This is a genomic window from Marinobacter sp. ELB17 (assembly GCF_000169375.1).
Classification (GTDB): domain Bacteria; phylum Pseudomonadota; class Gammaproteobacteria; order Pseudomonadales; family Oleiphilaceae; genus Marinobacter.
The window spans coordinates 468362-484646 of sequence record NZ_AAXY01000001.1 but is presented as its reverse complement, the minus strand read 5'-3'; the positions used below and the strand labels follow the sequence as shown (position 1 = coordinate 484646).

The window sequence follows — 16285 nt, the reverse complement described above, 5'->3', positions numbered from 1 at the left end:
CCTGACACGAACTCCCTTGCAAGCATTGATACGAGCGGGTTAATATAAACTCACCTCACTCTTCTTATGTCAGGTTAAAACATGTCTACGTCAGAGAAAGTGACCCGTCAATTGCAGCGCATGAGGCGGGGTGTCCCGTTTTCTATCAATCAGTTCCACGAACTGGGCACCGCTGCGTCTGTGCAAAAAGCGCTGAGTAGGCTTGCGCAGGAAGGTGTGATTGAACGAGTAGCCAAAGGCATTTATACACGCCCCAAGGCATTGGCCAGCATGCCATCAATCAAAATCACAGCAAGTGCTGAACAGATAGCCAAAAAATGGGCGCAACAAAACGGCTACACACTGGTAAGGCAGGGCATTGAGTCCGCCTATCGACTTGGCCTTCAGACACAGGCTCCCGTCAAAACGGTGTTTTGGAGTAACGGCGCCAGCAGAACATTTTCGGTTGGCAATGAAGTTATTGAAGTGCGACACGTTGCGGAATCAAAGCTGCGCTGGAAATCACGCCCTGAAGGCGAGTTGCTGCGAAGCTTCACCGTCACCCCAGCCAATTCCGTGAAACTCAGCGAATTGAAAAAGGCGCTTTCCAGGCTGAAACTTTCCGAAGCAGAAAGCCTCTCGGCAATCAAAAAGCTCAAGGCGACGCCTCTGCCTGAAGGGTGGCACGTCAAATTGGAGCAGTTTGAAAAGGAAATGATGGTTTGACGGACATTTTCGACTTCTATCGCGATCCGAAAAAGCATGGTGACCTGAAAGCTATTCTGGACTTGGGCGCCCAGAATCATCCTGCTGGATTAGCCCAGAATTTCCTGGAAAAGGATATATGGGTAGCCGAGATACTGCGCCTGCTCTACGACGAAAACCTGCTTGGCGCTCACTCAACAGCCTTCAAAGGCGGAACTGCCCTGAGCAAGTGCTGGAAGGTTATCGAGCGTTTCTCGGAGGACATCGACCTTTCCATTCACTGGAGCGAACTTGCAGGCGAACCCGACGAGATCGCAGCGTGGGAGCAGTCCACTCAAAGTAATAGCCAAAAAAAGAAATTCCGTGAGCAGCAAACAAGGCTACTGACAGAATGGTCTGGCGCCCTAGTCATTCGCCTCAACGAAAGACTGGCGAAATACGGGATTGATGGGCTTCGAGCGGAGCTGGAACCTGACTCAAAAGGGGAAAAGATCAACATCCATTTCCCAAGACTGAGCAGCCACGACAGCAACTACCAACTCGATTACATCCTGCTGGAATTTGGTGGCCGCAACCGGGGCCGGCCAACGGTAAGCCATAATGTCGCGTGCTATTTATCAGAGCTGGATGAACTTCAAACCATCGCATTTCCGCAAGCGACGGTTGCCGCCTATCACCCGGGGTATGTACTTTGGGAAAAACTAACTGCCCTGCACCAATTTTCGACCCAAGAAAAAGACCCAGATCCTCATCGACTGGCAAGGCACTGGTACGACGTGGATTGCCTTCTTCAACAAGATGATTTCACCAACGCCCTCGATGCAACCGACGCAATGACGGATGTCGTGACCATGAAGAGCCAGCGATGGGCACAGAAGGGCGTCATCTTTGAGGAAGTGCTTGAAGGCCGATTGGTTCTTGTACCAGAAGGGGAACGGCTCAAACAGATTGCAGCGGATCACAAAGCCGCCATAGAGGGCAGGATGTTTTTCGGTGTTCCGGATGATTTTGAAACCATCATTTCAAGGTTGCGGGAAGCTCAGGATAGGATAAATGCCGGTATCAGCCGCGTTAAGCACGGCCAATAAAGCTGATCAGGAAGACCACACACTGATTTCGGCACTCAATAACGCCAGTGAAGCTACGACGACACCGGCTTATTCTTAATTTATCGTGATCAAACCATAAGCTCTTGGAAGTCCAAGGCAAACGTCTCTTCCAAAAAGGCCACAGTAGAAGGCTGCGCATCCAACGAAGCTCGGACCAGCTGCGACGTAAACAACCCACTGCGAGCCTTCCAGTAGGCTTCAGACCTTTTTCTTACCGAAATCCAATCGACCAAGCATACATATTCTGACTTATCCAGATCGTCACTGTTTTCGACTATCTGAGGGCACTTCAACTCAAGCTGCAGGAGGGGGCCGCTATCAACGTACACCTCGCGAACAGGCCTTGCCTTTTGTGTTATCTGACCGACGCCTACAAAGCCATGACTCTTTAAGTAAGCCGCAACAACATCCCCTTCCTCGAACCCCAACATTGCGTCACGGAAGCGAGGAGCCTGCCCTCCAGAAATGAAACCAAATTTCACGTAGTCGTCCCAGTTCCGATGAGGCCCCTCACCGATATTGTAGTAATAAAGGCCATTCTGGTAATCAAATCCAGACAGCTTCTTATGGAGTGCATCATGTGGCCGGAAATTACTTGAATAATGTCCTGACGAGATATTGGTTAGGTGCTTTCCCAACTTCCAAAGAAGTGTTTTTTCAACCAGGAGCGCATCATGCTCAGAAAGGTTTCGAGCGATAACGCGAACAAGTGGCTCCAGCCCTTCCTTCCTGATAGCTTTTATTCGTCTTGATTTCTCTGTATCGGAGATCTCACTCAGGTGCGCGTTTTTTCGGGAACCTTTACCCTTCCCGAAGTAGAACTCTTCGAAATTTCGAGGGTCGATGTAAACGTAAACGTAATAATCAGTCATGAAATCCGTCGACTCTCAATTCGAGCCTGCTGTGGGCTGTGGGCTGTGGGCTGTGGGCTGTGGGCTGTGGAATGGTAGCGTTGCGCGCTTACCCGGAAAACTGTGGTCTAAGTGCTCCAGATTTTAACAATAGGCGCTATTTTTAGATTATTTATTAACCAATTCTAGGTCAAAAAAAGCCTCCGACCTTTTTCTACAACCTAAACGTTTGGCTTTGCGGCGTGCTGGAGCGCAGCGTAGGCGCGTCCGCCAACAGCCACTTGTTATGATTTCACTCAACGAATTTGTCATAAGCACGCTCCTCACACAGGGCGTTCCATATTTTTTGTGGGATCAATTTGCTTGCCCAGCCATAGTAGCCCCACGTTTTGGCGATATCTTCCTGCCAGCAGGCATCACACATTAACGAATGATAATGGACATTATTTGTTACGATGTCTTGATAAATGGCATGCAAGCTCTTGGGATTATTGCAATAGCACTTGAATTTCTTGTCTCTTCTACGCTCATGAAGCGGACCTACGAGACGCTCGTAAATTTTTGGATGACACTTTTTAAGACGCTGATTTACCGCATCTAGAACATCAATTCGATTGTTGTTGATAGCGTTGTCGCGCAGATTCAGCAGGCTCTTTTCAGAGTCATATCTCCCCTGATGGACTCTGGAAACAATGACGTTCACACTAATCTCCTTGTGACTAATAACAGTGGCAATGTCGCATCCCACGTTCTTAATAATGCTACTTTTCTGTCACGCTACGCGGAGCTAAGCCCTTTATTTAACAATAGCTTAGCCCAATTATTCTAGCACCACCATGTAATCGCTTGGATTCTTTGTTAGCCCGTTTCCGTCTAAGAGGCATAAACCCTACCCGGTTTACGCACAATCCAGCGATTCCAACAAAAAAATAAACATACGCAGGCTCAGGCAAGTGGCCCGTTTAGGACCACTCGCTAACATCTATCCAGAAGCTGACTTAGTGGAGTTCAGATCTTTCCGCAGTTTTGATACGACAGAAGAATTATCCAGCGAGCCTTCGCCTGCCGTAGCAGGATAAAACTCTTCAATCACCTGGCTCATTTCATCCTCGTCATACTCAAACAGCGCATTGCTAAACCCCTTTGCAGCAGCTGCATCCAAAGCTGCCTGGTCAACGCCCTCCTCCTTCATTTGTTGGGCTTTCTCTCTGGCTTGGGCAACCGCCTCCTGCAATGGCACCCCTTCCTTGATCACCAAATCCACGTAGTAAATCGGCGTACGGCGGCTTTGCGTGGTGCTTTTTCCTCGTAGCTTCAACTCCAACGGCATATACGCTAGCAGGCCGCCCGACACGGCCTGGTAATAACTGAGCCTGGCTGCCAGTGTCCGTATGCTGTTGTACCCCGTGGTGCGGAAGATGAACGTACCCAAGTCATCATCATCACCCACCTTTACGTTCAGACGGCCATAGGGCTTGCACAGCCCGCCTTTGCCAAACTCGCACAAGCTTGGTGAGGGGCATGGCAAAGACTGCACTCCTGACTGCGTAAGGCGCCTGCACATGTCGCCATTACCCACACAAATCGGCCGTCCGCTTTTCCGATCGAACATGGTGTATTCCGCTCGCAAATTGAGATCTGCTTCATTGAACAGCATGCGTACCGGAATGGTGCGGAGCTTGCCGTTAGGCGCGTCTTTTCGTAGTGCTTCATCGAGTGGGTGCAACAGCCAGCCGTCCTTTTCCTGGACTTGGGATGTAATGGTGAATTGGTTGTCTTTCTGCGGTAACCGGATGCCGTTCTTCTCGATTACCCGGCCAATGCTGATGCGCCCCAACACTGGGTGTTCGGCGACAATTAGGATGACCGGTTAACGACAATTATCTTGGCCGGTTGGGTGTAACAATCGGTACTTTGTTTTCCACTGTGGAGCACAAGGTGCCTGGTCAACACATAACCAACCGACAAGAGGAGCTGTACATGCAGCACCGACAAAATGGCGCAAGCCAAGAAGTAGCTGCCGCCAAGGCAGGCGTTTCTGTCCGATCTGGGCGACGCATCGAGACATCAGCACAAAAACCCTGCCTTGACACCGAGCGGCAATGGCGTACCCGAGAAGATCCACTGGAAGCGGTTTGGGAAACAGAGTTGCTCCATCTGTTAGAAAATGAGCCTAAGCTGACCGGTACAACTCTGCTTGATTATCTGCAAGAGCATTACCCTGAGCACTACGATCAGACCATTCTGCGCACCCTGCAACGCCGTGTGAAGCTCTGGCGGGCGCTACACGGGCCGGAACGCGAGGTCATTTTTCGCCAGCAGGCGGTTGTGGCGCAACAGGGGTTTTCTGATTTTACCCACCCCGACAACCCGGTTACGATTCAATCCAAGACCTTTCCACACCTGCTCTATCAATTTCGATTGGCCTACAGCGGTTGGCGCTCGGTTACCGTCGTTCAAGGTGGTGAGAGTTATGCGGCTCTGGCGGCGGGCTTGCAGCGAGCCTTACAACAGGTGGGTGGCAGTCCCATTGAGCACCGCACCGACAGCTTAAGCGCGGCACGCAATAACCGTCAAAACGTGTGGACTGAGGCTTATAGCGAGCTGTGCCAGCATTACCGCATGACACCCACTCGCAATAATCTGGGGCAGTCCCATGAAAACGGCGTGGTGGAGTGCGCCAATGGCTCGCTCAAGAAACGCTTGGCACAACAGTTGTTATTGCGCGGTCACAGTGACTTCGACGGTGTTGCGCACTATCAGGCTTTTATTGATCGCGTTGTCGACAAGCTCAATCAGCGCAACCGATCGCGCGCGCTTGAAGAGCAGGCGGCCTTGCAGCCTCTGCCGGAGTTTACGGCGGCCGAGTATCAGACCCTCCACCTTAAGGTGACGCGCAGCTCAACGATCGAAGTCCGGCGCGTTGTTTACACCGTGCCATCGCGGCTGATTGGAGAGTCGGTACAAATCCGGTTGCACCACGACAAGCTGGTGCTGTTCGTCGGACAGCAGCCGGCACTGACATTACCGCGCATTTACCCCAAACCTGGCGAGAATCGCGCCCGCAGCGTCAATTACCGGCACGTTATCCGCTCGCTGGCCTCGAAGCCGCAGGCCTTCCGTTACTCTCAGTTGCGTGATGACTTACTCCCGGACGACAACTACCGTCAACTCTGGCAGCTTGCGGATACGCACCTTGAAGCCCGAGAAGCCTGCAAATGGATCGTGACAACATTGCGACTGGCCTTCGAGTACGATGATGAACAGTCGCTGGGGGAGGATCTGCTGATTGAGGCCCAAGCAGGCCGGTTCGCGTCCATTACCGAGATTCAGTCACGCTACCTTCGCGGCAACCCAGACCTCAAGTGCTCTGCATCAAGCCAACACACCTTAGTGAGCTACGACGAGCTACTGTCCTCGATCAACAGTCAGGAGGCACAGATATGACAGGCTCTGTCGCTTTACTGTTAAAAGAACTCCGTCTGCCGGCCTTCCACCGTCATTACCAATCGCTCTGGGAAACCGCCATTGAGAAGAACTGGTCACACACCGATTACCTAGCGGCATTGTGTGAGTACGAGCTCTCAGACCGCTACCAGCGCCGGACCCAGAAGTGGGTACGCGAGGCAAAACTTGCCGCCAACAAGACCTTCTCAGCGCTTGATCAAAGCGCGTTCAGCCGCCCCTGCAACACCGCACTGGCAAGGCTGCAACAAGACAGTGACTGGGCACACCATGCCGACAATGTGCTGTTGATTGGCCCCAGCGGCACTGGCAAAACCCATATCGCTAATGCACTGGGTCATCAACTCACCGAACAGGGGGTACGCTGCAAACTGTTCCCTGCCATAGCGCTGGTTCAGCACTTACAACAGGCCAAGCGCGATCTCGACTTGATGACAGCCATGACACGGCTGGATAAATACAGGGTCGTCATCATCGATGACATCGGTTATGTAAAAAAGACGGATGCAGAAACCCAGGTACTGTTCGAGTTCATCGCCCATCGCTATGAGAGTGGCAGTCTAATCGTCACAGCCAACCAACCATTTAGTGAGTGGGATCAAATCTTCCCAGACAGCATGATGACTGTAGCGGCCATAGACCGGCTGATACACCACGCAACTATTATCGAATTAGAGGGGGAAAGTTACCGAAGACAGCAGCATCTCAAGCAGGCTGCAAAGAGTAAGAAGTAAGACCACCCAACCGGCCATCATAGTTGTCGCGGACCGGACAGGATAGTTGACGCCGAACAACTGGGGGCGTAATGGCTAAACCTTTAATCATGATAACTCTCCTGAAAAAAGGGCCACGGGGCACTTGTCATACCCGCGTGGCCAATGGGGTGTTCATGCTTGAATGAGGAACCGTCGGCTTCCCGACTTGGTGATTGGGTATTGATTCAGGAGCCCTGGCTGATCCTGAAGCAGCTTCTTCGTATTCAGCCCAACCGAATCTTTGCTTCGTTTCCAGCTGACGCTTCCGCTTGGGAAAGTGGCCTTTGAGGCATCACCCATTTGGCTTTGGATGCGCTGCTTGAGGTGCGACTCGGTGGATTTCAGGGTTTCCATTTCAGAACGAATGGCCAGAAGCTCGTCAAACGCCTGGGACAGCTCCTTGCTCTGGCTGAAGTCCAGGGTTTCCCCTTTATCCATTGGGTAGAGATGGCGCAGCGCTCGATCGGCAGAATCGGTTCCGTCAACTGGTGGCGGGGTATCCGTTTCAACGAAGTCCCAGAACTGGCGCTCCAGTACAATCAATGCGGCGATGAGCTCTTCATTCCGTTCAATTCGATAGATTTTCAGTTCTTGCCCACACAGCAGCACGCAGACATCGGCCGCCTGCTTACCCGTCACAGCCAACTGGTGCTGTACCTGACACTGGATGTAGTCCGGCACACCCTCTTTCCAAAGACGTGAACCAAACTCCCCGGCGGTTTTGCATTCCAGGATCTGCACTTCGTCATCCGCAGCCACGGAATAATCGAGGTTCGCCAGCATCCAGTGCTTATCCGGATCGGAATGCTGCAGTACCGCATTCACCCGACGCACTTTGCGGCCTGTCTGCTGGCTGTATTGCTCAGCCACGATGGGCTCCAGAACATGGCCCCAATACACTGGTGAGCTCGGGTCGTCGGAATCTGGCTTTGGTAAGCTCGCATCCCGCCCGGTTTTGACCATCCACAGCTCAAGCTGGGATTGATAAGGGTTCATGCCAATGGCTGCGGAAGCATCGCTACTGCCTATGCCCTGCTTACGCACCTTCAGCCACTCATCTCGACTGAGATCCTTTGTAGAGACCAGCCTCAAAGCTGGTCGCTGCTTCTGAATTACTTTTTCACTCATGCCCATGATGTTTCCTCCAGACATAAAAAAGCCCCGCAAGAGCAATAAGCTCAAACGGGGCTTTATGACGTTTTGGTGTTAGTGAGGGGTGTTAAACCACGAGAGACATGGCCTGTTCTAGTGCACGATTCTTGACGGCAGCGCCGGTTCCGAACCAGGCAGAATCCAGCCGGTGGTCAATTGTTTTAGCCCGACGCTGGTGATCGATGAATTCGGTGACGGCATTCAGCAGGCCATAGGCTGTGCCTTCTGAGGATGCCAAGTTGGCACCCATGCCCTCGCCTTCATACAGGCCCAGTGCTTTAGCCATGGAGCGTTCGTTGGTTTTGCCAACGCCAGCGCCAGAGTCATCGGTGAACACCTTGAGAAAGTAATTTCTGGCCTCGGTGGCTTTCACCTTCCGATCGCTCAGGGTTTTCAGGCGGTACATGAAATCGTCCCAGGCGGAAACGGATATGCCCAACTGTTTCTTCACCAGGTTCGCATCGAATGCTGTGTTGTGCTTCACCTTGACTGCAGTAGCGGTGGCATCCTTAAGCGCCACAGCAAGGGTGTTGTTACACACCACACGGATACTGGTGAATTGAGCTGTTGTGGCCATGGTGCCGTCACAAGCCGTCGCCAGAAGCACATAGGCATTGGTTTGGTCGTTGCCCTTCAGCACGCCGGATTGACCGGTACGGGCCAAAGCCCACATTTTACGGCCACCTTTCAGGACCCCAGCGGTTTCCAGCTCGAAACCGGATACCTCAGTCAGATCCCGGTAAAACTCCAGGATTTCCTCTGGCTGAACCACTTTGAAGCGGTTACCCACCACAGACAGCGGCGCCCGGGTATCCGAGCGGTACAGCACTTTGCTGTCCGGGTAAGCCAGGATCTCTCCGAGGTGGCCGGAGGCGTTGGTAACAAACCGCACGGGGCTTTCTTCAATCTGCCAATCCAGACCGGCCTGCTTCGCCCAAACTTCCAGAGGTTGGTTTGAAGTGAGTTGATTCCCCAGGCCATGCCAAGGGGTTTGGCCAACGTAGGCCATTTGCTCGATAAGATGAGCCATAGTTGTTCTCCTAAGAAAATGCGGGGGAATTAACGAATATCGTTCTCAGAGCCAGAATCAGCACTGAAGGAATAGCCACACTCCAGGCAGTGGTAATTGTCGAGAACGCGGTCATCCAGGACATCGCCCAGAATCACGCCAGCGGATGCACCGGTTGCGCCGCCCAGCAGCGCACCGATGACAGCACCACCGATACCGCCCACCGTTGCGCCTACGGGACCGGCAACGGCACCCAGTGCAGCGCCTGCTCGAGCGCCTGCCGTTGCAGCAATGTACCCGCCATAGGCACCTGCAGAAGCACCGACCACACCGGCCGTTTTCTTACCGTAGTTATTCTTGCCAATCCGAGTGGACTGGCAGTTGGGGCATTGTTCAGCCATTGGGGTTACCTCTGTGAGCGGGGAGGGAGGGCGCTTTCAGTGCCCTAGTACACAGAGGTGATATAGGTTTGAAATCTGTTTAAATTAGAGTCAGGAAGCAAAGCAAAAAGCCGTTGCAGTTACGGAAGATTTCCATACGAACCTATACGGTGGAGGGGGAAATGTTTAAGAACCCCGCCCAAGAAGCGACAAAGTTGCTCCTTAAAGGGTAAAGTAGACGAATCTCCCGATACTTACGAGAAAGCGTCGCCAAAGAGAGCGCACATGAACCTTAAAGAGATTAAGTTAAAGAACTTTCGCTGTTTTGAAGAACAGTCTTTTCAGTTACATCCAGAGTTCAATTTAATTGTAGGCATCAATGGCTCTGGCAAAACCGCCCTGCTTGACGCGATCTCTGTGGTAATTGCCACTTGGCTTTTAGGCTTCAGGAACAGACCGGACAAAAAGTCGCTATCCACTGGCGATGTAAGGCTGAAATATGTCGTCAAGAACGACGAACCTCAGTTCATCGAGTCATGGCCGGTAACGGTAAAGGCTGAGGGAACGATTAATGATAAGGATGTGCGCTGGGAGAGATCTAAGCACTCTGAATCTGGAAATACCCGCTACGGCAATGCAAGCGAGCTAATCTCGCTTGCTCACGATCTGGATGGAAAGCTTGGTGAAGACGTATCTCTGCCACTAATAAGCTATTACGGCACTATGCGACTGTGGCAGGACCCTCGTCAATCCAAAGTACGGCCCGACGTTGTCATCAAGAAAAAGCCCTCTCCGTTAGATGGATATCGCCATTGCGTCGACCCACGCATAGCTACAAGGGAGCTTGTGGCGTGGTTTGCTTCTCAAGAGTGGAGCGCCTATCAACATCGCAAAGAGCCCCTTATGCTAAGAGTCGTGCGTGACGCAATCCTGTCATGCATCGACAAAGCCGAGCACCTTAGCTATGACCCAAAGCGTAAGGAGCTAGTCCTGACCCGCGATAGTAGCGACCCGCAACCGTTCAGCACCTTGAGTGACGGTTTAAGGTGCGTTTTAGCTATGGTCGCAGACATCGCCCAAAAGATGGTGAAGCTGAACCCACACTTGGGAGAAAAAGTCCTCAGAGAAACGGCGGGCGTCGTGTTGGTAGACGAGCTGGACCTGCACCTTCACCCCAAATGGCAGAAACGAATCATTGAAGATCTGAGGACAACTTTCCCGCGAATTCAGTTCATTTGTACGACCCATAGTCCTTTTTTGATCCAGGCCCTTAGGTCAGGAGAGGAGTTATTGGTGCTGGACGGTCAGCCGATCGCTCAGCTTGCAAACAAACCTCTCAAAGAAATTGCTGAGGGCATAATGGGTGTAGAAAACTCAGAAACCAGCCACCGCTATCAAAAAATGAAAGAATCAGGTAAGCGGTATCTTGAGTTGCTGGATGAGGCCGAGCTCTCTCCCGACGATAAACTTGAGGAATTTAAACGACAATTAGCAGACTGCATCGCTCCCTACGCGGACAACCCAGCATATCAAGCAATTCTTGAGATGGAACGAATCAAGAAACTAGGAAGTTAAAATGCGTCCCATCAGAAAGCAGTTATCGCCAGTACCGGGAGATTTTGATGAATATTCGGACGCTAAGCCTGATTTGATCAGCCGACTAGGCATGTACTGTAGCTACTGCGAGAGACCAGTCAGCACCAACCTCGCAGTCGAACATATCGAACCCAAAAAGGGTCCTCACGGCCAGCCGCACCTAACAAACCGCTGGGAGAACTTCCTCCTCGCGTGCGTAAACTGCAATTCAACCAAAGGTGATAAAAAAGTAGATCTGCAAAACCTGCTACTTCCTGACCGTGACAACACCTCAGCAGCCTTCGTCTACCGAAAAGATGGCAATATAGATATTCACAACGCTCTAACTCAACAACAAGCTACGCTCGCAGAGAATACCTTAAAACTCGTGGGTCTGGATAAACCTAAATCAGTAGCACTAGACGCTAATGGTAAAGAAGTTGCACTTGATAGGGTTTCTCAACGCATGCAAGCGCACTTGCTCGCAGAACGTGCAAAAGACAATTTGACCGCGTGCAACTTGGAGCCAATGAGAAAGCAAATCGTCGACACGGCGTTTATAACTGGATATTTCAGCATTTGGATGGCGGTTTTTGACGGAGAGATAGACATGAAGCTTCGCTTCGTTAATGCTTTTAAAGGCACGAAGGACAGCGAGTGTTTCAACCATGTAAATGCCGACCTGATAATGCCGGCACCCAATCCGGATTCCTGGAGTAACGGTAGCAAAGTGTGATCCTCTATAGGGGAGTTGTGGGTAATTTTGTGGGTATCGAACTATTAGGACTTTAAAAGTTACAAATTTTTCAATTAATTAATGACCTTATTAGCGTGACGCCGTCTCCACCAACCAAGAGTTTCAAGAGGTCCATCGAGATCCACTGAAATGCCCTAAAGCCCCGGAAACGGGGCTTTTCTATGCCTGTCTCATCCATATTGATCCACTGGCATCCACGCTCACTTGTGGGTAACGTTTCGGGGAAAGTCTTATTCAACCTTGCCTATAACAAGGGGCTTCCATAAAAGTAAAACGTCGCTTATGCGTTGTACATCACTTGTCCGAGCTCGCTGATATCGTAACCGCCCAGTTCCCCGGCGCGTTGGGCGAACTGTTCGCATTGTGCAAACGCCAGCAGGCGCTGACAGGCCGGTTCAAAGTAGTGCCGGCGGCGCATGGCCAGATCAAAATGCTCCTGCTGCAGTGGAATAAAAGCCAGTCTCTGCCGTCGCGCAACGGCTTCGATTGCAAGGCCCACGTCTGCCTCACCCTGGCGAATAGCCAGAGCGAGATCGTCCTCACCGAGCGACGGATTAGCGGCCCACGTAAGATCTTTGGCGTTGATGCGGTCACGAGTAAGAAAACTCTGCAGCAACTGGCTCGCGCCGGCATCAGGCTGACGATGGGCGACACGTATGCCGGGGCGAGCGATGTCTTCAAATCGAGAAACGCGATGGGGATTATCATAGGCTAAAAGTAGCCCTTGCTGGCGTTTCGCCCAGCGAATCAGCACCAGGTCACGCATGCCGCCAAGGCCTAGAGTAGCGGGGTCGTTATAGCGTTGGTTTTCCGCATGCCAGATATGCATGCCGGCAAGCATCGCGCGGCCGTCGAGCAGTCGCTGAACACCATCGCCGCTTCCCTGACACAACAACGCCAGCTCGGCGCCGCTTTCTTTGATGGCCCACTCCAACAGCGGGTCCTGGCTGCCCGCCAGCACCGGTGGGGTCGGCAGGCCTGTCGCGTCGTCCCCTCCCAGATGGTTCATCAGCCAAAGATCGATACGCTGACGCGGAAACAGAAGCTTTCCTGTCACTCGTACGCAGGGAATAACGCCCTGGCTGACCAGATCATAAACCTTGCGTTCTTTCAGGCGCAGATAATCGGCGACTTCCGACGTCGTTAAGTAGGCGGGGAGGGGCATCGTCTCTCCTGCTGCATGGATAAACGTAAGACTGTTTTAAACTGCATGAATTTCAGCAGACAGTGCAAAGCGTAATTGAAAACAACATTATGCTCAACATTAAGGAGACGCCGCTGTGGAAAATAATGCGTTTTATGTGGCGCTGTCGTTACTGATGAACCTGGACGCCGCATTATTTCAGATTGTGGCTCTGTCGCTGCAGGTTTCGCTTTTGGCAGTACTGGCCGCGGCCCTGCTGGGGTTTCCGCTGGGTGCAGCGGTCGCGCTATGGCGCTTTCCCGGGCGCGGAGGGGTGATTGTCGCGCTTAATGCCCTGATGGGGCTGCCCCCTGTTGTGGCCGGGTTGACTGTTTACTTACTGCTCTCGCGCGCTGGGCCTCTTGGTGAATGGGGGCTTTTGTTTACGCCGACGGCTATGGTGATTGCGCAGTTCGTGCTGGTGCTGCCGATTCTGGCGGCGCTGTCGCGCCAAAAGGTGGAGGAGCTTCTGGGTGAGTACCGGGAACAATTCATTTCACTGGGTATGTCGCGGTCACGAATGATGCCGACCTTGTTGTGGGACGCCCGCTTTACGCTATTGACCGTATTACTCGCCGGGTTCGGCCGCGCCAGCGCCGAGGTGGGCGCTGTGATGATGGTAGGAGGCAACATTGATGGTGTCACAAGGGTAATGACGACTGCCATTGTGCTGGAAACCAGCAAGGGCGACCTTCCGCTGGCGCTGGGGCTGGGGATCGTACTGCTGACGCTGGTAATGCTGATTAATGCAGGCGCTTATGTGGTGAGCGAATTGGCCAAAAGGCGGGTGGGATGACTTCATTTAACGCACTGCTCAACGCCGCGTCCACGCTTTGCCCGCCAACAGCGTTGCGCTTTAAGGGCGTCGCTTTCAGCCACCTGGGCGAGACGCTGTTAGGGCCTTGTTCATTTACCCTGACGGGGCCTGGCCCCACACTGGTTATGGGGCCTAATGGCGCTGGAAAGAGCATTTTGCTGCGACTGGCCCACGGCCTGCTTTCCCCCACCCAGGGACAGGTGTCCTGGTCCGGCGAGGGGCGGCCCCGCCAGGCAATGGTGTTCCAAAACCCGGTGCTGTTGCGCCGCTCAGCTGTGGCCAACCTCACCCACGCGCTGGCGGTGAACAATACCCCGCGCAAGGCACGCAGAAAGCTCGCCCTTGAGGCGCTTGAGCGCTTCGGTCTGACTGCCCGCGCCGATACGTCGGCTCGCGTGCTCTCAGGCGGCGAACAGCAGCGTCTGGCGCTGGCTCGCGCTTGGGTGCTTGCCCCCGCTGTGCTGTTTTTGGATGAACCCACTTCCGCGCTCGATCCGGCGGCAATTAAAGCCGTGGAAACCGCCGTGCGCGAGTTTCACCAGCGGGGAACACGCATCGTCATGACCACTCATGACCTATACCAGGCCAAACGTCTTGCCGGGGATGTACTCTTTCTTGCCGGCGGAAAAATACACGAGCACACCCCCGCTGAATCCTTTTTTAGCTCACCTGTGTCGAAAGAGGCGCGAGCGTTTATTGCCGGAGAACTGGTCGAATAGTGCGGTTCTTGCGCCTTTGCCGAGTAGTTGTTCAATGCAAGTTTTCAAAACACGGCAGGAGAATAACAAAATGAGAAAAACATTAACGCTCGTACTCGCAGGCTTAACCACCATGGGCCTGGCCGCTGGCGCCTACGCCGATGACTACATTACTCTTGCCTCGACAACCTCGACCGAAAACTCGGGGCTATTCAATGCTATCCTTCCGCAGTTCAAGGAGGCCACCGATATCGAGGTACGTGTAGTCGCGGTAGGCACCGGGCAGGCCTTCGAGATCGCCCGCCGCGGCGATGCCGACAGCCTTCTCGTACATGACACGGCCGGCGAACTGCGTTTTGTAGAAAACGGCTACGCCACTGAGCGCGCCGATGTGATGTACAACGACTTCGTAGTGATCGGCCCGGGTAATGATCCGGCGAATGTCGGGCAAGCTCAAACCGTCGCCGAAGCGTTTGCGAACATCGCCCAGGCACAGGCACCGTTTGCCTCTCGCGGCGACGACAGTGGCACCAATCGCGCCGAGCTGCGTCTTTGGGAAAATGCCGGCGTTGAGCCTGATGGCGACTGGTACCGCGAACTCGGCAGCGGCATGGGCCCAACGCTCAATACCGCCGCCGCCATGGATGCCTACGTAATGTCAGACCGCGCCACCTGGGTGGCATTTAAAAACCGGCAGAACCTGACACTACTTTTTGAAGGCGACGACGTGTTGTTCAACCAGTACGGTAGCCTGCTGCTCTCCAAAGAAAAGCACCCGCATCTCAAGCACGATCTGGCTGAGAGGTGGCACGAGTGGCTCATCTCCGAGCAGGGCCAAAAAGCGATTGCCAACTTCCAGGTGGACGGACAACAGCTCTTTTTCCCCAATGCAAAATAGGCTAGTCTCTATTTTCCGCCATTGAGGTCTAAACTAGTGGCGTTTCTGAAAGGACAGCAACAAACATGACGATCACCTATCTTCTGCCGAACCCTGCCGACCCTCGGCTATCCCGTACGGTTGAGGGCGTTGACGAAAACGGTCAACCGAAGTCGATCAGCGTGATCGAAGAGCGTCCTCTGACCATCTATCTGAACAGTCAGGAAATCGTCACGGCAATGACCATCGGCGATCATCCGGAGTACCTGGCACTCGGTTTTCTGTTGAATCAGGGTATGCTGAAAGAGACAGACAAGGTCACGGGGATTGATTTCGACGAAGAATTGGAAGTTGTTGTGGTCCGCACCGCGGGTGTTACTGATGTTGAGGACAAGCTGGAAAAGAAAACCCGCACCTCCGGCTGCGCCGTGGGCACTGTGTTCGGTGACATGATGGCAGGGCTCGACGGGCTGTCACTGCCGGATACACCGGTGCACACCAGTACCTTTTACGATCTCTCCTACCAGATTAACCACACGCCCAGCCTGTACATGGAAACCGGCGCCATTCATGGCACTGCCCTGTGTCAGGGCCTTCAGATTCTGGCTTACATGGAGGATGTCGGGCGTCACAATGCGGTCGACAAGATCGCAGGCTGGATGCACTTAACCGGCATCCAGGCGTCGGATAAAGTCCTCTATACCACTGGACGCTTGACCTCCGAAATGGTGATCAAGACAGCCCTGATGGGGATCCCTACCCTCATCAGCCGATCAGGCTTTACGGCCTGGGGTGTCGATATTGCCCAGCAGGTTGGGTTAACGCTGATCGGACGGATGCGAGGCAAGAAATTCACCTGCCTCAGTGGCCAGCACCGTCTGGTGTTCGATCAGGACTTGTCGCAGATTCCCGATGAAGACAAAAAAATGCGGCGCAAGGGCGCTCAGCGTGATTGACTCGAGCGGAGCACTAT

General features: G+C 53.1%; 17 protein-coding genes. 10 read left to right on the top strand and 7 right to left on the bottom strand.

Going from position 1 to position 16285, the window contains the following annotated elements; translation table 11 throughout:
- The first annotated feature begins 99 nt into the window (after positions 1–99).
- Together MELB17_RS02335 and MELB17_RS02330 are read left to right on the top strand one after the other, a co-directional pair.
- The gene (locus MELB17_RS02335; RefSeq protein ID WP_227498762.1) at positions 100–705 is read left to right on the top strand and encodes a DUF6088 family protein; all 606 of its coding nucleotides are present in this window, start codon (positions 100–102) and stop codon (positions 703–705) included.
- 62 nt (positions 706–767) lie between these two features.
- On the top strand, positions 768–1772 hold the full coding sequence (locus MELB17_RS02330) for a nucleotidyl transferase AbiEii/AbiGii toxin family protein (RefSeq protein WP_227498761.1): 1005 nt from the start codon (positions 768–770) through the stop codon (positions 1770–1772).
- 89 nt (positions 1773–1861) lie between these two features.
- On the opposite strand, the gene MELB17_RS02325 is transcribed toward MELB17_RS02330, so the two are convergent.
- The 3 genes from MELB17_RS02325 to MELB17_RS02315 all read right to left on the bottom strand — a co-directional run bounded on the left by MELB17_RS02325 (position 1862) and on the right by MELB17_RS02315 (position 4508).
- Complete coding sequence (locus tag MELB17_RS02325) at positions 1862–2665, bottom strand: GIY-YIG nuclease family protein (protein ID WP_007348520.1); 804 nt, start codon at positions 2663–2665, stop codon at positions 1862–1864.
- Between the two features lie 271 nt (positions 2666–2936).
- Complete coding sequence (locus tag MELB17_RS02320; RefSeq protein WP_007348519.1) at positions 2937–3347, bottom strand: hypothetical protein; 411 nt, start codon at positions 3345–3347, stop codon at positions 2937–2939.
- A gap of 279 nt (positions 3348–3626) precedes the next feature.
- The gene (locus MELB17_RS02315; RefSeq protein ID WP_036183192.1) at positions 3627–4508 is read right to left on the bottom strand and encodes a hypothetical protein; all 882 of its coding nucleotides are present in this window, start codon (positions 4506–4508) and stop codon (positions 3627–3629) included.
- Positions 4509–4624: 116 nt separating this feature from the next.
- Here MELB17_RS02315 and istA point away from each other — a divergent pair, with 116 nt between their 5' ends.
- Together istA and istB are read left to right on the top strand one after the other, a co-directional pair.
- Positions 4625–6091: an IS21 family transposase gene (gene istA / locus MELB17_RS02310; RefSeq protein WP_007348517.1), complete on the top strand. Its 1467-nt coding sequence runs from the start codon at positions 4625–4627 to the stop codon at positions 6089–6091.
- On the top strand, positions 6088–6843 hold the full coding sequence (gene istB / locus MELB17_RS02305) for an IS21-like element helper ATPase IstB (RefSeq protein ID WP_007348516.1): 756 nt from the start codon (positions 6088–6090) through the stop codon (positions 6841–6843). The genes istA and istB overlap by 4 nt, the downstream gene beginning before the upstream one ends.
- A 153-nt stretch (positions 6844–6996) precedes the next feature.
- Here istB and MELB17_RS02300 read toward each other — a convergent pair whose 3' ends face one another.
- The 3 genes from MELB17_RS02300 to MELB17_RS02290 form a co-directional block, all read right to left on the bottom strand.
- Positions 6997–7998 carry a YqaJ viral recombinase family protein gene (locus MELB17_RS02300; protein WP_007348515.1) on the bottom strand — a complete coding sequence of 334 codons (1002 nt, stop codon included), beginning with the start codon at positions 7996–7998 and terminating at the stop codon, positions 6997–6999.
- 85 nt (positions 7999–8083) lie between these two features.
- Positions 8084–9046 carry a DUF932 domain-containing protein gene (locus MELB17_RS02295; RefSeq protein WP_007348514.1) on the bottom strand — a complete coding sequence of 321 codons (963 nt, stop codon included), beginning with the start codon at positions 9044–9046 and terminating at the stop codon, positions 8084–8086.
- A 29-nt stretch (positions 9047–9075) separates the two neighbouring features.
- Positions 9076–9426: a hypothetical protein gene (locus MELB17_RS02290; protein WP_007348513.1), complete on the bottom strand. Its 351-nt coding sequence runs from the start codon at positions 9424–9426 to the stop codon at positions 9076–9078.
- Between the two features lie 264 nt (positions 9427–9690).
- On the opposite strand from MELB17_RS02290, the gene MELB17_RS02285 reads away from it, so the two are divergent.
- Both MELB17_RS02285 and MELB17_RS02280 read left to right on the top strand, forming a co-directional pair.
- Complete coding sequence (locus MELB17_RS02285; protein ID WP_007348512.1) at positions 9691–10980, top strand: AAA family ATPase; 1290 nt, start codon at positions 9691–9693, stop codon at positions 10978–10980.
- 1 nt (position 10981) lies between these two features.
- The gene (locus MELB17_RS02280) at positions 10982–11716 is read left to right on the top strand and encodes an HNH endonuclease (RefSeq protein WP_007348511.1); all 735 of its coding nucleotides are present in this window, start codon (positions 10982–10984) and stop codon (positions 11714–11716) included.
- A 301-nt stretch (positions 11717–12017) separates the two neighbouring features.
- Here MELB17_RS02280 and MELB17_RS02275 read toward each other — a convergent pair whose 3' ends face one another.
- Positions 12018–12902: a helix-turn-helix transcriptional regulator gene (locus tag MELB17_RS02275; protein WP_007348510.1), complete on the bottom strand. Its 885-nt coding sequence runs from the start codon at positions 12900–12902 to the stop codon at positions 12018–12020.
- 115 nt (positions 12903–13017) lie between these two features.
- On the opposite strand from MELB17_RS02275, the gene MELB17_RS02270 reads away from it, so the two are divergent.
- The 4 genes from MELB17_RS02270 (at position 13018) to fdhD (ending at position 16268) form a co-directional block, all read left to right on the top strand.
- Complete coding sequence (locus MELB17_RS02270; RefSeq protein WP_007348509.1) at positions 13018–13716, top strand: ABC transporter permease; 699 nt, start codon at positions 13018–13020, stop codon at positions 13714–13716.
- Positions 13713–14456 carry an ATP-binding cassette domain-containing protein gene (locus MELB17_RS02265; RefSeq protein WP_007348508.1) on the top strand — a complete coding sequence of 248 codons (744 nt, stop codon included), beginning with the start codon at positions 13713–13715 and terminating at the stop codon, positions 14454–14456. Before MELB17_RS02270 ends, MELB17_RS02265 begins: the two co-directional genes overlap by 4 nt.
- 70 nt (positions 14457–14526) lie before the next feature.
- Positions 14527–15333: a substrate-binding domain-containing protein gene (locus MELB17_RS02260; RefSeq protein WP_007348507.1), complete on the top strand. Its 807-nt coding sequence runs from the start codon at positions 14527–14529 to the stop codon at positions 15331–15333.
- 65 nt (positions 15334–15398) lie between these two features.
- Positions 15399–16268 carry a formate dehydrogenase accessory sulfurtransferase FdhD gene (gene fdhD / locus MELB17_RS02255; protein WP_007348506.1) on the top strand — a complete coding sequence of 290 codons (870 nt, stop codon included), beginning with the start codon at positions 15399–15401 and terminating at the stop codon, positions 16266–16268.
- The last annotated feature ends 17 nt before the right edge of the window (positions 16269–16285 follow it).